Source organism: Providencia huaxiensis, assembly GCF_002843235.3.
Lineage (GTDB): Bacteria > Pseudomonadota > Gammaproteobacteria > Enterobacterales > Enterobacteriaceae > Providencia > Providencia huaxiensis.
This window is the reverse complement of the sequence record NZ_CP031123.2, coordinates 1,614,802-1,634,554: the sequence shown is the minus strand read 5'-3', so window position 1 is coordinate 1,634,554 and position 19,753 is coordinate 1,614,802. Positions and strand designations below refer to the sequence as shown.

The window sequence follows — 19,753 nt, the reverse complement described above, 5'->3', positions numbered from 1 at the left end:
TATGAGTAGAATGGAGAGGAGGTCAAATGACCTCCCTTTTAAGCGTGAACTATTTTAGTTAGTTAATGCAGAATCAATAATCACTCGATTACCTGAAATATTTCCTGTTGTTCCATTCGTGACGATAGGGCTGGTAACTTTAGTGGTATTAGTAGAACGTAAAGTCCCATATTGGTTATTAATGCGGTTTTTTGAATCAATAGTTAGGTTTTTACCGGCTTTCACTTCTCCAGAGTAGTTTTCTAATGAACCTATATCAAGCTTTTGGTTATTAGCCGCTGTAATTTTCCCATAATCATTATTGAGTGCTGCTTTGAGATTAATATCAACATCATTGCGTACTGCAGAATTATTTTTTACATTTGCAACAATAGAGCCATTGATATTATGTAACGTATCACCTTTAACTTTAATGATACCATTATTGGTTTGTAGGCCGCCATTTTGGTCTGTTAGCCCAAATTTGGTATTAACAAGTTTAAAGTCATTACTGTTGCTGTTATTTAAATAACTGGTTTCAATGTCGAGATTATTTTCTGCATTAATTAGCCCTGCTTGGTTATCAATACTATAGGCTTTAATTGCAAGGTTTTGTCCTTTAATATAACCAGAACGGTTGTTCATTGAATTAGTATTAATGACTGATTTGCCATTATTTGAAACAATCGCGCCGGTGTTATTGAGTTGGTTCGCATTGATATTCATCAAACGACCACTATGAATGGTTGACGTTCCCGTATTAGTGAGTGATACCGACGCATCTAAATTCATTTGGCCATTAATAGCATTTATTTCAGAATTAGTTTGCGTTAAATACATCGTACTGATGTCTGCATGGCGTTGTGCAATAATTTTGCTATTTGATGTGTTATCAATTGCGGACTGCGCACTGATTTTGCTATCTTTAAAATAATTTCTTTTTTATCATATGGTTGTGTTTAGGGGCTTTTGGTCTAATGAGGGAGTTTTACTGATGTGGTTATACGTATCCAGTTTAATGAAAATGATAAATAACAATGAATATCATTAATTATTTTTATGTTTTGTTTTTCTTGCTATACATTAATTGTGATATTTTATTTTCTAAATTTATTGAAAGTAATTTAAATTATCTAAAACATTTATTCATTTAATATTTACACCAAATTGGCGTTATAAATGAATAAGAATAAATAATTTTTTATAGATTGATTGATGGAGCAGTTAAATAACTTTAGATTAAAAGTGCAATAACTGTAAAAAACATCGTATTATTGCACTTTATTATCGGATTATTACCAATCAATCCCTTTTTGAGCTTTAATTCCAACATCAAACGCATGTTTCACAGGGCGCATTTCTGTTACTGTATCGGCTAACTCAATTAAGTCTCGGTGGCAACCTCTACCAGTGATCACGACAGATTGATTGGCAGGACGGCTTTGCAATGCCTGGATCACTTCTGCTAATGGGAGGTAATGATAACTCACCATGTAGGTTAGCTCATCTAAAATAACTAAATCGTACTGTGGGTCGCTTAACAATTGCTTAGCGTACTGCCATGTTTCCATACAGGCAAGGGTGTCTGTCTCTTTGTTTTGAGTTTCCCATGTGAACCCGGTTGACATAACATAGAAGGGAACCCCTTGAGGCTCTAGTAATTCACGTTCACCATTATCCCAGCCGCCTTTAATAAACTGAACAACGGCCGCTTTTTTACCATGACCTACCGCACGGCAGACAGTACCAAAAGCAGCAGTTGTTTTGCCTTTCCCATTTCCAGTAAAGACAATCACGATACCCCGTTCAATTTGTGCAGCTTCGATTCGGGCATCCACTTTTTCTTTTAAACGTTGTTGGCGTTCTTCGTGTCGGCTTTGAGACATTGTTTTTACTCCGCAGCACCCGGTTTTCGCCCTGGTTGAGCATCATAGCTTCCCCCTGTTTTACGCAGGCTATCATCACCCATCAAATAGATATAAATAGGCATGATATCGGTAGGGGTTTTTAATTTAAGTGGATCTTCGTCAGGGAATGCACTTGCTCGCATTGCGGTTCGAGTACCGCCTGGATTAATACAGTTTACTCGGAGATTGCTCTGCTTATATTCTTCGGATAACACTTGCATCAAACCTTCAGTTGCAAATTTGGAGACAGCGTAGGCTCCCCAACCCGCGCGACCCTGTTTACCTACACTTGAACTGGTAAAAATCAATGAGGCATTAGGTGCTTTGAGCAATAGAGGGAGCAAAGCTTGGGTTAGCATAAATGTGGCATTAACATTTATTTGCATAACATCATGCCAGAGGTCGCTTGGTTGCTCAGTGATAGGGGCAACCACACCAAGTATTCCAGCATTGTGCAAAACGCCATCTAAATAAGGTGCAATGGAGGCAACTTGCGAGGCGAGTGAATGGCAGTCATCAATCGTTGCTGTTAATAAATCTAACGTAAAGCACGGCGAATTCTTTCCACCTAATGCCGCTATTTCATCACTAACGGCTTGTAATTTATGCTGCGTTCGACCAACAAGGATAAGGGATGCACCATAGCGAGCATAAGTGAGTGCCGCTTCACGGCCAATGCCATCACCGGCACCAGTCACAAGGATTGTTTTACCTTTCAATAGGTCTTGTCTAGGCTGATATTGGAGCATATTCTTTCCTACTATAGTGATTAGCATGTATGGTTATCATCGCACTGATTGCGATAATTGGCTAATCTAACATAGTTATTAACGAAGTTTGTCGTGCTAACTCTGTTTTTTTCTGGTTGTTTGCGCGTAATCGTGAGATTATTTTTTGTATTGAAGATAAACATCAAAAGGATCAGATTGTGGAGTATTTCTCATTATATGGGCTATTTTTAGCAAAAATCGTCACAATTTTGGTGGCGGTGGTTTTGCTAGCTGTTTTTGTGTTTGGCGTAGGCATGCGTCGACAAGGGGCAAAAGGTGCTTTGAAAATCACAGATTTAGGTGAGAGCTATCGTGAGCGTCAGCGCCAAATGCAACAGATAAAAATGAATGAGTCAGAACATAAAGCGTGGCTAAAAGCATTTAAAAAACAGCAGAAAGCAAAATCAAAAAGTGAGAAAACAGGGGCTAAGTTAGGCCAAACAGGGGTTAAAAAGCCTTGTTTATATGTATTAGACTTCAAGGGTAGCATGGATGCCCGTGAAGTCGCTTCTTTACGTGAAGAGATCAGCGCTATTCTTGCAGTTGCTGATCAACAAGACGAGGTTTTACTAAGACTTGAAAGCCCAGGAGGGATGGTTCATGGTTATGGTTTAGCAGCCTCGCAATTATTAAGGATCAAAGAAAAAAATATCCCGCTGACTATTGCGGTTGATAAAGTTGCGGCGAGTGGCGGATACATGATGGCTTGCATTGCAGATAAAATCATTGCAGCGCCATTTGCCATTATTGGTTCGATCGGTGTTGTCGCTCAAATTCCGAATATCCATCGGTTACTAAAAAAACATGATGTTGATGTAGAACTTCATACTGCGGGTGAATACAAACGCACATTGACCATGTTAGGTGAGAATACGGAGCAAGGCCGTAAGAAGTTTGTCGAAGATTTAAATTCAACACATGAATTATTTAAACAATTTGTGCATCAAAACCGCCCATCTTTAGATATTTCCGCCGTTGCAACGGGGGAGTATTGGTATGGTTCACAGGCGCTTGATAAAGGGTTAGTGGATAATATCGGTGTTAGTGATGATTTTATTATTAATGCAATTGATACTAAGGAAATAGTTAGTATTCGTTATGTATTAAGTAAAAAAATGATGGATAAGTTTATGGGAAGCGCGGCAAAGAGCGTGGATAACTTATTATTGCGCTGGTGGCAACGCGGACAAAAACCACTCTTGTAATTTTGAATTTCGCCTAGCGAATAAGCGTTTTTAAATCTACTATTAATTTACCGGCTTGTTAGCCGGTAAATTTTATACAAAAAGCAAACGTGTTAACTAGTTATTATCACTCAATTGGTATTGTTCTGATAGTACATGAGCGAGGTGCTTGTACATATTAAAAGCAGCTGTACTCTTTAAAGTAGGAATATTGTTCTCATCCAAGAAGAACTCCCCTTTAAATACCAGAGTACCTCGATGTTGCTCAACGGTATCAACAAACATACCATGAATGTAATCATCATGTTTCTTTATGATATCATTAGCTTTTTCAAGTAACTCTTTCTTTGTGATGAATGGTAAACTGTCTTGCATAAGTTGGCTTCCTTGAAAAAATAATTGGTTGCTTCTAGCATTTTATCAGGTAGAGTGTGTGGTTTTCAATTATGGCTAAACATCTTTATATGGTTAAAATCAGTCGACTAGAAGACACTTTGTGCTTTTTAGAATAACGTGATTGAATTTATAAGTTTTGTTTCAACACAAATAATTGTTTAAAAATATATTGATATATTGTGATTGTGTCGCAATATAAAAAAGAGATCCTCATTTTGCGCATTTTAATGTAGAAATGCGCCATTATTGATATTTAGGTAAAGGTAAATATGGGTAAAGCTCTTGTTATAGTGGAGTCCCCGGCAAAGGCCAAAACGATTAATAAGTATCTTGGCAGTGGCTACGTTGTAAAAAGCAGCGTTGGCCACATTCGTGATCTGCCGAAAAGCGGCTCTGGTTCACAAACCGGCTCACAAAAGAGTACAGGCTCATCTACCGACAAAACAAAGAAAGTAAAAAAAGATCCGCGTGACGCATTAGTTAAGCGTATGGGGATTGACCCTTACCAGGGTTGGAAAGCGAATTATCAAATTCTACCTGGTAAAGAAAAAGTAGTTTCTGAACTTAAATCACTGGCGGAGGATGCTGATCACATCTACCTCGCAACGGACTTGGACCGCGAAGGGGAAGCCATTGCGTGGCATTTACGCGAAGTGATAGGTGGAGATGATACTCGTTTTAGTCGAGTTGTATTTAATGAAATTACGAAGAATGCGATCACTCAGGCATTTGATAGTCCTGGGGAATTAAACATAGATAGAGTTAACGCACAACAAGCGCGTCGTTTTATGGACCGAGTTGTGGGTTACATGGTTTCTCCACTGTTGTGGAAAAAAGTGGCTCGAGGCTTATCTGCTGGTCGTGTCCAATCCGTTGCAGTGAAACTCATTGTTGAACGTGAAAGGGAAATTAAAGCCTTCGTTCCTGAAGAATATTGGGAACTGCATGCCGATTTAGCGGATAAAGATGTCGCTAACTTGCGTATGGAAGTCACTTCACAAGGTGGTAAGGCATTTAAACCGGTCAATAAAGCGCAAACAGAAGCAGCGGTTAAGCTCCTTGAGAAAGCGCGTTTTTCGGTTGTTGACCGTGAAGATAGGCCGACGTCAAGCAAGCCGAGCGCACCGTATATCACGTCAACGCTACAACAAGCCGCCAGCACCCGTTTAGGTTTTGGCGTGAAAAAAACCATGATGATGGCTCAGCGCCTTTATGAAGCTGGGTACATCACCTATATGCGTACTGACTCAACAAACTTGAGCCAAGATGCACTCGACATGGTTCGTGGTTATATTAATGATAATTTTGGCGCGAAATACCTGCCAAAAGACGCGAATGTTTATAGTAGTAAAGATAATTCGCAAGAGGCGCACGAAGCCATTCGTCCTTCGAGTGTCGATGTTTTACCTGAATCACTAAAAGACATGGAGAACGACGCGAAAAGGTTGTATCAATTGATTTGGAATCAATTTGTGGCGTGTCAAATGACACCTGCGAAATATGATTCAACAACCTTAACGGTCAAAGCAGGGGATTTTGAACTAAAAGCCAAAGGGCGTACTCTGCGCTTTGATGGTTGGACGAAAGTCATGCCTGCATTGCGTAAAAATGATGAAGATAAAACATTACCGCCAATACAAGTTGGTGTGGAATTGTCATTAACTGAGTTATTGCCTAGCCAGCACTTTACCAAGCCGCCAGCACGTTTTAGTGAAGCATCTTTGGTTAAAGAGCTAGAAAAACGCGGTATTGGTCGTCCTTCAACGTATGCAGCGATTATTTCGACGATCCAAGATAGAGGTTATGTCAAAGTTGAAAATCGTCGTTTCTATGCAGAGAAAATGGGTGAAATCGTAACCGATCGATTAGAGGAAAACTTTAACGACCTGATGAACTACGATTTTACTGCGCGTATGGAAGACCAACTTGACCACGTTGCTAATCATGATGCCGAATGGAAAGCGGTGTTAGATGAATTCTTCTCTGACTTCAGTAAGCAGCTAAACGTTGCTGAAAAAGAACCGGAAGAAGGTGGAATGCGCACCAATCCAATGGTGATCACTTCAATCATTTGCCCTGATTGTGAACGCCATATGGGTATTCGTACCGCGTCAACCGGGGTATTTTTAGGTTGTTCTGGTTACGCTTTACCACCAAAAGAACGTTGTAAAAAAACAATCAACCTTATCCCTGAAGATGAAGTCTTAAATGTGCTTGAAGGGGATGATGCGGAAACTAATGCGTTAAGAGCAAAACGTCGTTGTCCAAAATGTGGCACCGCGATGGACAGCTATTTGATTGATAATGGCCGTAAATTACATGTCTGTGGTAATAACCCGGCATGTGAAGGCTATGAAATCGAAGAAGGCGAATTCCGTATTAAGGGTTACGATGGCCCAGTCATTGAATGTGACAAGTGTGGTTCGGAAATGCACCTGAAAATGGGGCGTTTTGGTAAGTACATGGGGTGTACCAACGAAGAGTGTAAAAATACGCGTAAAATTTTACGAAGTGGTGAAGTCGCACCACCGAAAGAAGATCCGGTTCCATTACCGGAACTTCCATGTGAAAAGTCCGATGCGTATTTTGTGTTACGTGATGGCGCAGCTGGGGTTTTCCTTGCGGCAAATACATTCCCTAAATCACGGGAAACACGTGCACCATTAGTTGCAGAATTACAACGCTTTAAAGACCGTTTACCTGAAAAACTTGCTTATTTGGCGGAAGCACCAGCTGAAGATGGCGAAGGTAACCCAACTGTCGTCCGTTTTAGCCGTAAAACGAAGCAACAATATGTTTCTTCAGAAAAAAATGGCAAAGCAACGGGTTGGAGTGCGTTTTACGTTGACGGTAAATGGGAAGTGAAAGAGAAATAATTGTTCTCTTTTGTTTTCAAGAAAAAAAGCCAATCATTTAATTTGATTGGCTTTTTTGTTAACTTGTCAATTTCATATCAATGCCTATCGGTGAATAACCCACTGTTATACGGTCATTTCCTTTATTTCTTATCGCTCACTGTGATATAACCGCCAATTTTCAACTAAACTCAAATGTAGCACCAAAGTGATAACTAATTTGTGTTAACTTAAGATAAAGTCGTTGTGGTTATCAATTGACAGTAATAGTTCTTACCTTGTTAAGGTGTTTAGGTAAGTCGATGGAATGATAGATAAAAGTTATACACCGGAGGCAAAATGAAGTTAAAAATGTGTTTACTGGCTGCATTATTGACAGCGGGGACAGCATACGCTGCTCAATCTACTGTTGTATTAAAAGAAGCGACCCCAACAGGTGATGGTAAAGCAATAGGTGAGGTTGTTATCTCAGAAACGGAATATGGATTACTGTTCACGCCCAAATTAACGGGCCTGCAAGCTGGCATTCATGGGTTTCATATTCATGAAAACCCAAGCTGTGAACCCGGAGAAAAAGACGGTAAATCAGTTCCAGCATTAAAAGCAGGTGGTCATTTAGACACAGCTAAAACAGGTGTCCATAAAGGTCCTTATGATAATACAGGGCATTTAGGCGATTTACCTGGCCTAGTTGCCGATAGCCAAGGTAATGCTGATTATGCGGTATTAGCACCACGTTTAAAATCACTCAAAGATGTTCAAGATCGTGCATTGATGGTGCATGTGGGTGGTGATAACTATTCTGATAATCCAGAAGCGTTAGGCGGTGGTGGGGCTAGAATGGCCTGCGGCGTCATCAAATAATACGCGTCATATTTCAAGCTGTGGCGTTGTTAGCTGCGCTTGCTAACCCTAGTCACATACTTATGTATGCTCCTAGGGCTTAGCGCCGCTTGCTGCCTAGCCACAACTTGAACTATTTAGCGTATTGTATTGATTATAAAGTAATTTAAACGACAGTATTGCATTAATTAGAAAGTGATTTAAACAACAGAGTTGTTATTTAAGCTTCTGATTTTAGTTACATACTGATGTATGCTCTTAGGGCTTAGCGCCTAGCTATAGAAAGAAGGCTCAAGTTAAATCTCGAGCCTTCTTTTTTCATTGATAAATTACCAAATACGAATACGTTGCTCTGGCGCCAAATACAGAGCGCTATTTTTATCGACACCGAATGTTTGGTACCAATCATCAATATTGCGTACTACACCATTAGCACGGAATTGGTTAGGACTATGAGGGTCAGTCATAATCTTATTACGTTCAGATTCTTTATTTGACAGTTCTTGCCATGTACGAGCCCAAGCGATGAAGAAACGTTGTAACCCAGTTGTTCCGTCAATAATTGGGGCCTCACCATTTGGATAGCTTTCTTTGGCGAATTGTTTATAAGCACTCAAGGCAATATTTAACCCACCGAGGTCACCGATATTTTCCCCTAATGTAAGCTCGCCATTTACATTTAAACCATCAACAGTAAATGCGTTATATTGATCAACAAGCTTAGCGGTCTTTTCTTTAAAGTGAGTTTTGGCGCTCTCACTCCACCAGTTACGTAATTGCCCAGTACCGTCATATAGACTACCTTGGTCGTCAAAACCATGGCCCATTTCGTGGCCGATTACGGCACCTATTGCACCATAGTTATAGGCAGGGTCAACATTAGGGTCAAAGAAAGGGGCTTGCAAAATAGCAGCAGGAAACACAATTTCGTTTTGAACTGGGTTGAAATAGGCATTGACTGTTTGTGGCGTCATTCCCCATTCCCATTGACGAACAGGTTGGCCAATTTTGCCAATCATATCATCATATGACCAAGCTAGAACTTGCTTATAATTCTCTAATAATGAATCGGGCTTGAGGTTAATCGAACTAAAGTCATTCCATTGATCGGGATAACCCACTTTAACCGTAAATTGTTCCAATTTTCTAAGGGCTTCTTGGCGAGTGGGCTCATCCATCCAGTCATTGACTTTTAAGCGTGAATTAAATGTTCCTCTCACATAACTGACCAAATCTTTAATTTTTTCTTTTGCTTGTGGGTCGAAATATTGTTCGACGTAAATTTGCCCTAAAGGCTCACCTTGGAGTGAGTTAACGGTTTGCAACGCACGTTCTTGGCGGGTGCGTTGCTTTTCAATACCATTAAGTTTCTTCGAGTAAAAATCAAACTGCGCATCTGCGATGGTTTGGTTTAAATAACGTGCATGTTCACTAATGTACTGAAAGGTTAAGTAATCTTTTAATGTTGAAACTGGGGTATCTGCAAAAATCTTTGCGGTTTGTTCCACTGCGCTGTCGGTTTCAACGATCACTTTCTCAAGTTGTTTATCAGTTAACTTGCGGCTAGTAATAAAGCTATTCCAATCAAAACCTTGAGTATGGTTTTTCATTTCAGCTAAGCTCATCGCGTGGTAGTTTTTGATCGTGTCACGGCGGGCCTCAGGGCTCCAATGTACAGTTGCAATTGCTTTTTCCAAATCAAAAATTTTCTGTGCTTTCTGTGTGACATCTTTTTCACCGGCTAGCTCTAGCATGGTAGCGATATAAGCGATATAACTTTTTCGAATATCTTCCATTTGCGGTGTGTTATCGAGGTAATAAGTACGGTTAGGTAGCCCTAAACCGCCTTGGCCGATATAAAGTACATAGGTATCAGGTGCTTTGGCATCTAAGTCTACCCAGTAGGAAATCAGCGATTTATAGTCGGGTTTTGTCATTAATTTGCTAATATCATTATGGTTTTTAGCTTTAGAAATGGCATCTAAATCGGATTTTATTGGGGTAATTCCAGCTTGCTCAATAGCTTTTTCATTCAGGTAACTGAGGTATAAATTTCGAATATTTCGTTGATTATGCGTGAGCTTGTTTTCAGGGATCTGCTGTAGTTGGTCAATAATCGATTGAATTTGTTTTTCTGTGTTTAAATATAATTCCACAAAAGAGTTAATGCGTGGCATACCAGTAGGGATTTGTGCTTTATTTATCCAATCGTCATTAACATAACGATAAAAATCATTTCCGGGTTCAATTGCATCAGACAAAACAATTTTTTGTTGTCCATAACTGACTTCTTTCGCCAATAGCGTAGGGGCAAAAGAAATAGTTGACATACCAATTAATAAAGCCAAAACATTCAAACGCATGTAACCACCTCTCTTCGTTGAGAATTACGATATCCACTCCAATACGTTAAACCTTGCAGTAAGGGCCTTGCAAAATTCATTTCACTTATTGAAGCACATAATGAAATAAAGTTAATCCGTCTTTGCAGAATCTTACTGCTTTTCATCGTTGTGGATAGCACTTAGATGAAATTTTATCATCATACTGTTTATTCTTATGATAATGATGTTATATTTGTTATATCAAATTAGTCCATTATAACTTTTGATTATATCTAATATTCTTTAGCTATAGATAGCAAAAGCACACTATCCATGTATGAGGTAGACTGAAATATGAAATTGCAGCAATTACGTTATATTGTTGAAGTGGTTAACCATGACTTGAATGTCTCCTCAACTGCTGAGGGGCTTTTTACATCGCAGCCCGGTATCAGTAAACAAGTGCGGATGCTTGAGGATGAGCTGGGGATCCAAATTTTTGCACGTAGCGGTAAGCACTTAACGCATGTTACCCCTGCAGGGGAAGAAGTCGTGCGGATCTCTCGTGAAGTGTTATCAAAAATAGAAGCGATCCGCTCGGTTGCTGGGGAACATACTTATCCAGATAGAGGCAGCTTGAGTATTGCCACGACACATACACAAGCTCGCTATGCTTTACCTCCAACCATCAAAGGTTTTATTGAGCGTTATCCACATGTCTCATTGCACATGCAGCAAGGCTCACCAACGCAAATCGCTGAGGAAGTTTGCAAAGGTAACAGTGATTTTGCGATAGCAACCGAAGCATTACACCTTTATAACGATTTGATTATGTTGCCATGCTACCATTGGAATCGCTGTGTGGTTGTGCAAAAAGACCATCCACTTGCGGAGAAAAAAAATGTCACTATTGAGGATATTGCTGAATATCAAATTGTAACCTATACCCATGGGTTTACTGGTCGTTCAGAATTAGATGTGGCATTTCAGAAAATTGGTCTTGAGCCTAAAATTATTTTTACCGCAACCGATGCAGACGTGATCAAAACCTACGTTAGATTAGGCCTAGGGATTGGTATTATTGCGAGTATGGCGGTTGATCCTGTTAGTGATAGCGATTTAGTTGTAATTGATATGCGTGATAAGTTCAGCTATAGCACAACTAAGATCGGTTTTAAGCGTACCAGTTTCTTACGTAGTTATATGTATGATTTTATGTGGCGCTTCGCACCGCATCTAACGCGTGATGTGGTCGATAAAGCGGTTGCTATTCGTAACAATGACGAAATTGAAGAATTTTTTAAAGATATGAAACTGCCTATTATTTAATTTCTTTATATTTTTGCATTGTCTTAATTTGTAAGAAGGAACCCTAGTGATCGTATTTCTAGGGTTTTTATTATTAATACCTAGCTGGTGTTCTCGGTTTTTTTCTGACTTATTTCCCTTCTTATCTTAAATTTCCTATTATTAATAGAGATAAATTCAATATTTGGCACAAAATCTATAAATCAAATCTCTAGAGCAACTATGATTACAATTGGTTAACAAAAAATAATAGTGGTAAATACACATATTGCCATAGTCATAAAAACCAAGGAGGAGTTATGTCGTTGAGTCTAAAAACAACGAGTGCCTCGACACTCAATGTTGGAAACAAGCAGTATAATTACTTCAGTTTAGCGCTTGCTGAAAAAAAGCTCGGTGAGGGGACGAAGTTACCTAAGTCATTAAAAGTCTTACTCGAAAACCTATTACGTCATATTGATGGGAGCTCAGTTGTCGAACAAGATTTACAAGCCATCATTGACTGGCAAAAAAACGCGCATGCAGATAGGGAAATTGCTTATCGCCCCGCGCGTGTTCTCATGCAAGATTTTACCGGAGTTCCGGCGGTTGTTGACCTTGCTGCGATGCGTGAAGCGGTTAAATCACTAGGCGGTAATGTTGAGCAAGTGAACCCGCTGTCTCCCGTTGATTTAGTGATTGACCACTCTGTTATGGTGGATGAGTTTGCCACACAATCTGCTTTTGATGATAACGTCGAAATTGAAATGGCGCGTAACCATGAACGTTATTTATTTCTACGTTGGGGGCAAAAAGCATTTAACCGTTTTCAAGTGGTGCCACCGGGTACCGGTATTTGTCACCAAGTTAATTTAGAATACCTAGGTAAGGCGGTATGGCATGAAGAAATTGACGGTAAATTATATGCTTACCCGGATACCTTAGTCGGAACAGACTCCCATACAACCATGATCAACGGGCTCGGTGTACTAGGATGGGGTGTCGGTGGTATTGAAGCTGAAGCCGCGATGTTAGGCCAACCGGTTTCAATGCTGATCCCTGATGTTGTGGGCTTTAAATTAACAGGGAAATTACCCGAAGGGATAACGGCAACCGACCTTGTATTGACGGTAACACAAATGCTACGTCAACATGGTGTAGTGGGTAAGTTTGTTGAATTTTATGGTGATGGCTTGGCCGATTTGCCATTAGCAGACCGAGCAACAATTGCGAATATGTCCCCTGAATATGGCGCAACGTGTGGCTTTTTCCCTGTTGATGAAGTAACACTGTCTTATATGCGTTTAACTGGGCGCAGTGATGATGAAATTGCGCTGGTGGAAGCTTATAGTAAAGAGCAGGGTTTATGGCGTTATGCAGGTGATGAACCGATTTTTACCAGTACACTTGAGTTAGACATGTCAACGGTGGAGTCCAGCTTAGCAGGGCCTAAACGTCCACAAGACAGAGTTGAACTCAGCCAAGTATCAAAAGCATTTCGCGGTGCAGTCGAGTTAGAAGTTAACAAGAAAACCCCATCAAGCTATCCTTCCGTTAAATATCAAAATAAAACCTTTGAGTTAACCGATGGCGCAGTCGTTATTGCAGCAATTACATCTTGTACAAATACGTCGAACCCAAGTGTATTAATGGCAGCGGGGCTATTAGCAAAAAAAGCTGTTGAAAAAGGGTTAGTTCGCCAGCCATGGGTTAAATCTTCATTGGCACCGGGCTCTAAAGTGGTTACTGATTATCTTGCCGTTGCCGGCTTAACGCCGTATTTAGATAAGCTTGGATTTAACCTTGTTGGGTATGGATGTACAACCTGTATAGGTAACTCAGGGCCATTACCAGAACCAATAGAAGAGGCGATTAAACAAACAGATCTTACTGTTGGTGCCGTGCTGTCAGGTAACCGTAACTTTGAGGGGCGAATTCACCCACTGGTGAAAACCAACTGGTTAGCATCACCGCCACTTGTGGTTGCCTATGCGCTGGCGGGTAATATGAATATCAACTTGAAAACCGATCCTATCGGTGTCGATAAATCAGGTAACGATGTTTACTTGAAAGATATTTGGCCATCGAGTGCTGAAATTGCGCAAGCTGTACAGCAAGTTAAAACAGATATGTTCCGTAAGGAATATAATGCGGTTTTTGAAGGTGATGACGCTTGGAGAGCATTAAAAGTTGAAAGTTCTTCCACTTATTCTTGGCAAGAAGACTCAACCTATATTCGCCATCCACCTTTCTTCGAGGGGATGAAAGTCCAGCCAGCACCGGTCAACGATATTCATGGTGCAAATATTTTAGCGATCCTCGGCGACTCGGTAACTACTGACCATATTTCTCCTGCGGGGAATATCAAAAAAGAGAGCCCTGCTGGGCGATATCTGCAAGAGCACGGTGTTGCTGTCGCAGATTTCAACTCTTATGGTTCGCGTCGTGGTAACCATGAAGTGATGATGCGGGGGACATTTGCAAACATTCGTATTCGTAATGAAATGGTGCCCGGTGTTGAAGGGGGCTATACCTTACATATACCGACTGGCAAACAAATGGCGATTTATGATGCGGCAATGTTGTATCAACAAGAAAATCGCCCACTGGCCATAATCGCAGGTAAAGAATACGGTTCAGGTTCTAGCCGGGATTGGGCTGCGAAAGGCACGAATTTATTAGGTGTGAGAGTCGTTATTACTGAATCATATGAGCGTATCCACCGTTCTAATTTGATTGGCATGGGGGTTATACCTCTAGAATTCAAAGATGGGGTATCTCGCAAAACGCTCGGGTTAAAAGGAGATGAACGCATTGATGTCACAGGGTTACAATCAATTACCCCAGGGCAGGATATCACAGTGAGGATCACTTATGGCAATGGTGATATAAAGGAAGTTATAACTCGCTGTCGTATTGATACGTCAACTGAGATGGATTATTACCGTCATGGTGGTATTTTGCATTATGTGATAAGGCAGATGCTACATTAATCATTAAACCGTAATAGCTAAACGCCTGTATGATTGTATCCTACGGGCGTTTTTGTTTTTTAATATTTAATCTTATTTATCAATCTTGTTTTTTCTCAATATTTTTGATGGCAATCTACGTTATGGTGTTAAATAGACGGTAGATTAAAGGAGAAAATAGTCGCAACTAGGCTAAATGAAAATAGGGTGAAGTTCGCCATAAATAAGTTTCTTTGTGCAAAATAATTGAATGTAATAGCTTGAGTACAGGTCACCATGTGACTGAGCTTATCGAAAACACTATAAAGGAAATGAGTATGGCAGATATCAATGAAACCGATTTCTATAAAGGGGCATTGTGGGCAGCAGATATCTTATTAACCACATCCCATTTTGATGGTGCGAACGAAGAGGTTCGTGACATTTTGGAGCACATACCTAACTTATATTCTATTGTGATGAGAACACCTGAAACGGAAGTTCATGATTTGCGTCTATATGCAGATAAAGAATTTCCATTGGGCTTAAATGCAGATTACACCACCATTACTATTGCACCATTACAAGACTATTTTGATATTTTGCCAATGCCAGATCAAAACCCTGAAAGTATTACAGTTGAAGTTGATTACTGGGGAGTGGTTGCAACGACATCTGCGGGTAAACAAGATTTATTAATTGCCGGTTTGGCAACGGCAGAACAGGCGAAGCATTATGCTCAAACTTTAACTCAACAACTTGAATTGCAAAGAGCAAAATAGCCATTTGGTTATAAGTAAGGCAGTTTAAGTATTATTATTCACCAAAAATGGCAAAAAACCGCACTACTGTGATTATATACAGTGGTGCGATTTTCTTTAACGGAAAGAGGTTATAACGCGTTGGCTTCGGCTAATTGTAAAGCAAAATAAGTGAAAATGAGGTCAGCCCCTGCGCGTTTGATTGACCCGAGTGTTTCAAGAGCCACACGCGTTTCATCAATTGCACCCGCTTGAGCAGCAAATTTAATTTGCGCATATTCGCCACTGACTTGATAAGCACCGATAGGTAATTGAGTATGTTCGCGTAAATCACGAATAATATCCAAATAGGCTCCCGCAGGTTTTATCATCAATGCGTCAGCACCTTCACGTTCATCAATTAATGACTCATGGAGTGCTTCACGGCGGTTCATTGGGTTCATCTGATACGTTTTTCTATCCCCTTTAAGGCATGAACCCGCTGCATCTCGGAATGGGCCATAAAGTGCTGAAGCAAATTTTGTGGAGTAAGACATGATTGCGGTGTCTGTAAAACCAGCTTCATCAAGTGCATGGCGAATTGCCGCTACCTGACCATCCATTGCGGCAGAAGGGGCAATAAAATCAGCACCTGCGCGTGCAGCGGCAACCGCTTGTAAACCTAGGTTATGGATGGTTGCATCGTTATCAACGAGATGGCCGTGCATGACTCCACAGTGGCCATGGGAGGTGTATTCACAAAAACAGGTGTCAGACATCACTATCATTTCAGGAACGGTTTCTTTACAGATACGTGACATACGTGCCACTAAACCATTTTCTTGCCATGCATCACTACCATTATCATCAAGATGATGGGAGACCCCAAAGGTCATCACTGATTTTATTCCTGCATTTGCGATACGCTCAATTTCATAAGCAAGACGTTTTTCTGGAATACGCATAACACCCGGCATACTATTGATTGGCATATAGTCGTCGAGTTCTTCTTCAACAAAAATTGGCAAGCAAAGGTCATTAACGGAAAGATGTGTTTCTTGGAATAAAGTGCGGAGTTTTTCAGTTTTACGCAATCTTCTCATGCGTTGAATGGAATGCAGGTTGTTCACAGTATCTCCTGGTAGTATGCGGAATAAGCCTCAAGAATTCAGTTTATTCGTCAGGGTAATCAGATGGCTAACAGTATAAACCTTATGGAAAGAAAGTGAATATAGTAGCCAATAAATGGCACACTTTGAGAGGCTATAATGAAATAGGAGAAACAAAGGGAAGAGCAGAACACTCTTCCTTTGGTGAGATCACTGGTGCTTAAATAGCATGTGCCCCATTTTTTCTGCTTTAACGTCAAGATAATGTTCATTACTTGGGTTGCGGCCGACAATCAGTGGAACACGCTCTACAACGTTAATTCCTGCTTCACGCATGATGTCGATTTTTTTCGGGTTATTCGTCAATAAGCGAACTTCATTAATCCCCAATAACTTATACATATCAGAGCATAAGGTAAAATCACGCTCATCGGCTTTAAATCCGAGTTTGATGTTGGCTTCAACCGTATCGAGGCCTTGATCTTGTAATGCATAAGCGCGAATTTTATTCAGCAAGCCAATGTTTCGGCCTTCTTGACGATGATAAAGTAATACTCCTCGGCCTTCTTTACTAATCTGAGAGAGCGCGGCTTCTAATTGAAAACCACAATCGCAGCGTAGACTAAATAACGCATCTCCGGTTAAACATTCGGAGTGGATCCGGCTGAGAACCGGTGTATTTCCAGAGATATCGCCAAAAATTAACGCTACATGATCACGACCGGTTGCGATTTCTTCAAAACCCACCATTAAAAATTCACCAAAAGGTGTTGGGAGCTTTGCTTCAGCAACGCGTTTTAGCTGCATATTTTCTTTCATTAGTTAAAGTAACTCTTGCTTAATTAATAACGTTTATCGATATAAAGTAGCTTAACTATATTACATCGATGCTATATGACGTTTAGCATATAGAGGTTGGTATTCTTTGCACACGACCAACACTGTATTACTATAACAGAGTTAATAATGTGTGAATGTAATATTTGTATATTTAATAGAACTTTACTTGGAATACATTGAATGAAAAAAACTGTTTTGGTCGTTTGTGCTTTTGCATTGTTATTAATGACACCGCCCATGTTGATGATAATCACAGGCTGGCATTGGTCACCAGAAACCCAGTTTAACTCAATGAAATGGCTTCTTTGGCTGACAGACACTGCGGGAACGCCTTACAGTGTTTTAACGGCTCTGTTATTTCTAGGGGCGGTTGCATTTGTTTTTCGTTCAAAAAAGAAACAGCGACTAAAAATTCTGTTTGTTCTTATCTGCGTTGTATTACTGCAACAAGGTTTGAAGAGCGCATTGAAAAGCACATTTAAAGAGCCACGCCCTTATGTAGAATGGCTGGCAACCGAATATCAAATTCCTTCATCAGATTTTTATGAGTTAAAACGTAGTATACGAGCGAAATTAATTAAAGACACAGTTAAACAAGATGAAAATGTACCTAAATGGCAGCGTAAGCATTGGCAAGCAGAAACAGGGTATTCTTTTCCTTCTGGTCATATGCTATTTGCAGCTGGCTGGGCATTGTTTTTAATCGCGCTCTTTTGGCAACAACGTTTATATGTGTTATCGATAGGGCTTGCTATTTGGGCTGAGGGTATTGCATTTAGCCGTATGCTGTTGGGCATGCATTGGCCTATTGATATAATTACTTCCGTGATCATCAGTGCCTGTTTTACCATATTTGGTTATTATATTTTGCGGACATGGGGGGTATTTAACAAAGCCGATTAATCTTTCATCAAGTTAACCATTATTAGAGGGGATATAGCTTAAATCTCTCATTGTATAAAATAAATTGCTTTGTCTGAATGCGCTGGAAATGCTACCTTAACAGGTAGATATTATTGGATGAATAGAACTGATAACGGGAATAAATGTGAAATATTTTCTGATTTTATTACTAGCGGTCGCTTTTTTTATTATTTCGATTACGCTAGGTTCAAGCAATGATCAGGTTATTACATTTAACTACCTGATTGCAAAAGGGGATTTTTCATTATCAACCCTTCTTGCATCACTTTTTGGTGTCGGTTTTGTGCTAGGTTGGCTAGTCTGTGCTGCGTTTTATTTACGGGTCATTGTTAGCCTGAAAAATGCACGTCGTAAAATTAGACGTTTAGAATCACAATTAGGTGCTGGAGAAAATAATATTTCCGAATCAACCTCATTAGTGACGACTCAGAACAAGGAATAATCCTGTATGTTCGAGTTGCTGTTTCTGCTGCTACCGGTTGCTGCTGCTTACGGTTGGTATATGGGGCGCAGAAGTGCTCAACAAGATAAGCAACAACATGCGAATCGCTTGTCACGTGATTATGTGACAGGCGTTAACTTTCTATTATCTAATCAACAAGATAAAGCTGTCGATTTGTTCCTCGACATGCTAAAAAATGAAGACAGCTCCGCCTTTGAGGCTCATCTCACTTTGGGAAATCTATTTCGCTCTCGAGGTGAAGTTGAACGTGCCATCCGTATTCACCAATCGCTGGTGGAAAGTGCCGCTTTATCATTTGAACAACGTTTATTAGCAACTCAACAACTTGGCCGAGATTATATGGCTGCAGGCGTTTATGACCGTGCAGAAAATATGTTCCAGCAATTAACGGATGAAGTTGATTTCAAACAAAGTGCTTTACAATCCCTATTAAATATTTACCAACTAACCAGTGACTGGACTAAAGCCATTGAAACAGCAGGTAAACTGGTTAAATCAGGGCATCCAGAACTACGAGAGCAAATTGCCCATTTTTATTGCGAATTAGCGACCCAACAACTCGCGAGTGATGATCTTGAAGATGCTCTGACATTGTTAAATAAAGCAGAACAAGCCGATAACCACTGTGCTCGGGTTTCAATTATGAAGGGGCGGTTATTTATCGAACAAGGTAATTACGATAAAGCGATTCATGTTCTAAAACAAGTCTATGAACAAGATAGAGAGCTAGTCGCTGAAACATTACCTTTACTGTTTGATTGCTACCAACATACCGGCCAAGCAGATGAATGGGAAGATTACCTACGTCAGTGTGTTGCAGGTAATTCAGGGGCTATCGCAGAACTTTATTTAGCTGATATTATTGTTGAAAAACAAAACCATGAAGCTGCTGCAAATTATATTAATGACCAAATTCAACGCCATCCTACCATGCGTTTATTCTATCGTTTAATGGACTACCATCTTGAAGAAGCCGAAGATGGAAGGGCAAAAGAAAGTTTGATTTTGCTTCGTAAAATGGTAGGAGAACAAATTCGTACAAAACCCGATTATCGTTGCCATAAATGTGGGTTTACATCGCGTGCATTATATTGGCATTGCCCATCTTGTCGCTCTTGGGACACAATTAAGCCTATTCGCGGGCTGGATGGGCAGTGACAGCGTCACCTTCTTAAATAATA

The 19,753-nt window shown here is 40.2% G+C and carries 16 protein-coding genes; 9 read left to right on the top strand and 7 right to left on the bottom strand.

Annotated elements, in window-relative coordinates:
• Positions 1–54 precede the first annotated feature (54 nt).
• The 3 genes from CYG50_RS09205 to CYG50_RS09195 all read right to left on the bottom strand — a co-directional run bounded on the left by CYG50_RS09205 (position 55) and on the right by CYG50_RS09195 (position 2,635).
• Complete coding sequence (locus CYG50_RS09205) at positions 55–819, bottom strand: hypothetical protein (RefSeq protein WP_102138626.1); 765 nt, start codon at positions 817–819, stop codon at positions 55–57.
• 455 nt (positions 820–1,274) lie between these two features.
• Positions 1,275–1,865: a cob(I)yrinic acid a,c-diamide adenosyltransferase gene (cobO, locus tag CYG50_RS09200; RefSeq protein WP_102138625.1), complete on the bottom strand. Its 591-nt coding sequence runs from the start codon at positions 1,863–1,865 to the stop codon at positions 1,275–1,277.
• A 5-nt stretch (positions 1,866–1,870) separates the two neighbouring features.
• A complete protein-coding gene (locus CYG50_RS09195; RefSeq protein WP_102138624.1) occupies positions 1,871–2,635 on the bottom strand; it encodes a YciK family oxidoreductase in 765 nt (254 codons plus the stop codon).
• A gap of 179 nt (positions 2,636–2,814) precedes the next feature.
• Between CYG50_RS09195 and sohB the strand changes: the two genes are divergently transcribed.
• Positions 2,815–3,861: a protease SohB gene (gene sohB / locus CYG50_RS09190; RefSeq protein ID WP_102138623.1), complete on the top strand. Its 1,047-nt coding sequence runs from the start codon at positions 2,815–2,817 to the stop codon at positions 3,859–3,861.
• A 96-nt stretch (positions 3,862–3,957) separates the two neighbouring features.
• Here sohB and CYG50_RS09185 read toward each other — a convergent pair whose 3' ends face one another.
• Positions 3,958–4,215 carry a DUF2498 family protein gene (locus tag CYG50_RS09185; RefSeq protein WP_102138622.1) on the bottom strand — a complete coding sequence of 86 codons (258 nt, stop codon included), beginning with the start codon at positions 4,213–4,215 and terminating at the stop codon, positions 3,958–3,960.
• A gap of 290 nt (positions 4,216–4,505) precedes the next feature.
• Between CYG50_RS09185 and topA the strand changes: the two genes are divergently transcribed.
• Positions 4,506–7,112 (top strand): type I DNA topoisomerase, encoded by a 2,607-nt coding sequence (gene topA, locus CYG50_RS09180; protein ID WP_102138621.1) that lies wholly within the window; start codon positions 4,506–4,508, stop codon positions 7,110–7,112.
• A 318-nt stretch (positions 7,113–7,430) separates the two neighbouring features.
• Positions 7,431–7,955 (top strand): superoxide dismutase family protein, encoded by a 525-nt coding sequence (gene sodC / locus CYG50_RS09175; RefSeq protein WP_102138620.1) that lies wholly within the window; start codon positions 7,431–7,433, stop codon positions 7,953–7,955.
• Between the two features lie 308 nt (positions 7,956–8,263).
• Here the strand turns inward: sodC and CYG50_RS09170 are convergent, their stop codons facing one another.
• Positions 8,264–10,297 (bottom strand): M13 family metallopeptidase, encoded by a 2,034-nt coding sequence (locus tag CYG50_RS09170; protein WP_102138619.1) that lies wholly within the window; start codon positions 10,295–10,297, stop codon positions 8,264–8,266.
• A 315-nt stretch (positions 10,298–10,612) separates the two neighbouring features.
• Between CYG50_RS09170 and cysB the strand changes: the two genes are divergently transcribed.
• From cysB to CYG50_RS09155, 3 genes are all read left to right on the top strand, one after another.
• Positions 10,613–11,587, top strand: coding sequence for an HTH-type transcriptional regulator CysB (gene cysB, locus CYG50_RS09165; protein WP_102138618.1), 975 nt, complete (start codon positions 10,613–10,615; stop codon positions 11,585–11,587).
• 278 nt (positions 11,588–11,865) lie between these two features.
• Positions 11,866–14,538 carry an aconitate hydratase AcnA gene (gene acnA / locus CYG50_RS09160; protein ID WP_102138617.1) on the top strand — a complete coding sequence of 891 codons (2,673 nt, stop codon included), beginning with the start codon at positions 11,866–11,868 and terminating at the stop codon, positions 14,536–14,538.
• Between the two features lie 296 nt (positions 14,539–14,834).
• Entirely contained in the window at positions 14,835–15,278 is a 444-nt protein-coding gene (locus tag CYG50_RS09155; RefSeq protein WP_102138616.1) for a hypothetical protein, read from the top strand.
• A gap of 110 nt (positions 15,279–15,388) precedes the next feature.
• Here CYG50_RS09155 and hemB read toward each other — a convergent pair whose 3' ends face one another.
• Positions 15,389–16,366, bottom strand: coding sequence for a porphobilinogen synthase (hemB, locus tag CYG50_RS09150; RefSeq protein ID WP_102138615.1), 978 nt, complete (start codon positions 16,364–16,366; stop codon positions 15,389–15,391).
• A gap of 189 nt (positions 16,367–16,555) precedes the next feature.
• Positions 16,556–17,152, bottom strand: a complete 597-nt coding sequence (gene ribA, locus CYG50_RS09145) for a GTP cyclohydrolase II (RefSeq protein ID WP_102138729.1) — start codon at positions 17,150–17,152, stop codon at positions 16,556–16,558.
• A 213-nt stretch (positions 17,153–17,365) separates the two neighbouring features.
• On the opposite strand from ribA, the gene CYG50_RS09140 reads away from it, so the two are divergent.
• The 3 genes from CYG50_RS09140 to lapB all read left to right on the top strand — a co-directional run bounded on the left by CYG50_RS09140 (position 17,366) and on the right by lapB (position 19,730).
• Positions 17,366–18,088, top strand: coding sequence for a phosphatase PAP2 family protein (locus tag CYG50_RS09140; protein ID WP_102138614.1), 723 nt, complete (start codon positions 17,366–17,368; stop codon positions 18,086–18,088).
• Between the two features lie 145 nt (positions 18,089–18,233).
• Complete coding sequence (locus tag CYG50_RS09135; RefSeq protein WP_102138613.1) at positions 18,234–18,551, top strand: LapA family protein; 318 nt, start codon at positions 18,234–18,236, stop codon at positions 18,549–18,551.
• A 6-nt stretch (positions 18,552–18,557) separates the two neighbouring features.
• Positions 18,558–19,730: a lipopolysaccharide assembly protein LapB gene (gene lapB, locus CYG50_RS09130; RefSeq protein ID WP_102138612.1), complete on the top strand. Its 1,173-nt coding sequence runs from the start codon at positions 18,558–18,560 to the stop codon at positions 19,728–19,730.
• Positions 19,731–19,753 lie beyond the last annotated feature (23 nt).

Excerpts from the sequence above, each read along its gene's own strand:
- CYG50_RS09140 (WP_102138614.1), top strand. The coding sequence starts at position 17,366 with ATGAAAAAAACTGTTTTGGTCGTTTGTGCTTTTGCATTGTTATTAATG.
- CYG50_RS09155 (WP_102138616.1), top strand. The coding sequence starts at position 14,835 with ATGGCAGATATCAATGAAACCGATTTCTATAAAGGGGCATTGTGGGCA.
- acnA (WP_102138617.1), top strand. The coding sequence starts at position 11,866 with ATGTCGTTGAGTCTAAAAACAACGAGTGCCTCGACACTCAATGTTGGA.
- ribA (WP_102138729.1), bottom strand. The coding sequence starts at position 17,152 with ATGCAGCTAAAACGCGTTGCTGAAGCAAAGCTCCCAACACCTTTTGGT.
- CYG50_RS09185 (WP_102138622.1), bottom strand. The coding sequence starts at position 4,215 with ATGCAAGACAGTTTACCATTCATCACAAAGAAAGAGTTACTTGAAAAA.
- CYG50_RS09195 (WP_102138624.1), bottom strand. The coding sequence starts at position 2,635 with ATGCTCCAATATCAGCCTAGACAAGACCTATTGAAAGGTAAAACAATC.
- cysB (WP_102138618.1), top strand. The coding sequence starts at position 10,613 with ATGAAATTGCAGCAATTACGTTATATTGTTGAAGTGGTTAACCATGAC.
- sodC (WP_102138620.1), top strand. The coding sequence starts at position 7,431 with ATGAAGTTAAAAATGTGTTTACTGGCTGCATTATTGACAGCGGGGACA.
- CYG50_RS09170 (WP_102138619.1), bottom strand. The coding sequence starts at position 10,297 with ATGCGTTTGAATGTTTTGGCTTTATTAATTGGTATGTCAACTATTTCT.
- lapB (WP_102138612.1), top strand. The coding sequence starts at position 18,558 with ATGTTCGAGTTGCTGTTTCTGCTGCTACCGGTTGCTGCTGCTTACGGT.
- cobO (WP_102138625.1), bottom strand. The coding sequence starts at position 1,865 with ATGTCTCAAAGCCGACACGAAGAACGCCAACAACGTTTAAAAGAAAAA.
- CYG50_RS09205 (WP_102138626.1), bottom strand. The coding sequence starts at position 819 with ATGTATTTAACGCAAACTAATTCTGAAATAAATGCTATTAATGGCCAA.
- topA (WP_102138621.1), top strand. The coding sequence starts at position 4,506 with ATGGGTAAAGCTCTTGTTATAGTGGAGTCCCCGGCAAAGGCCAAAACG.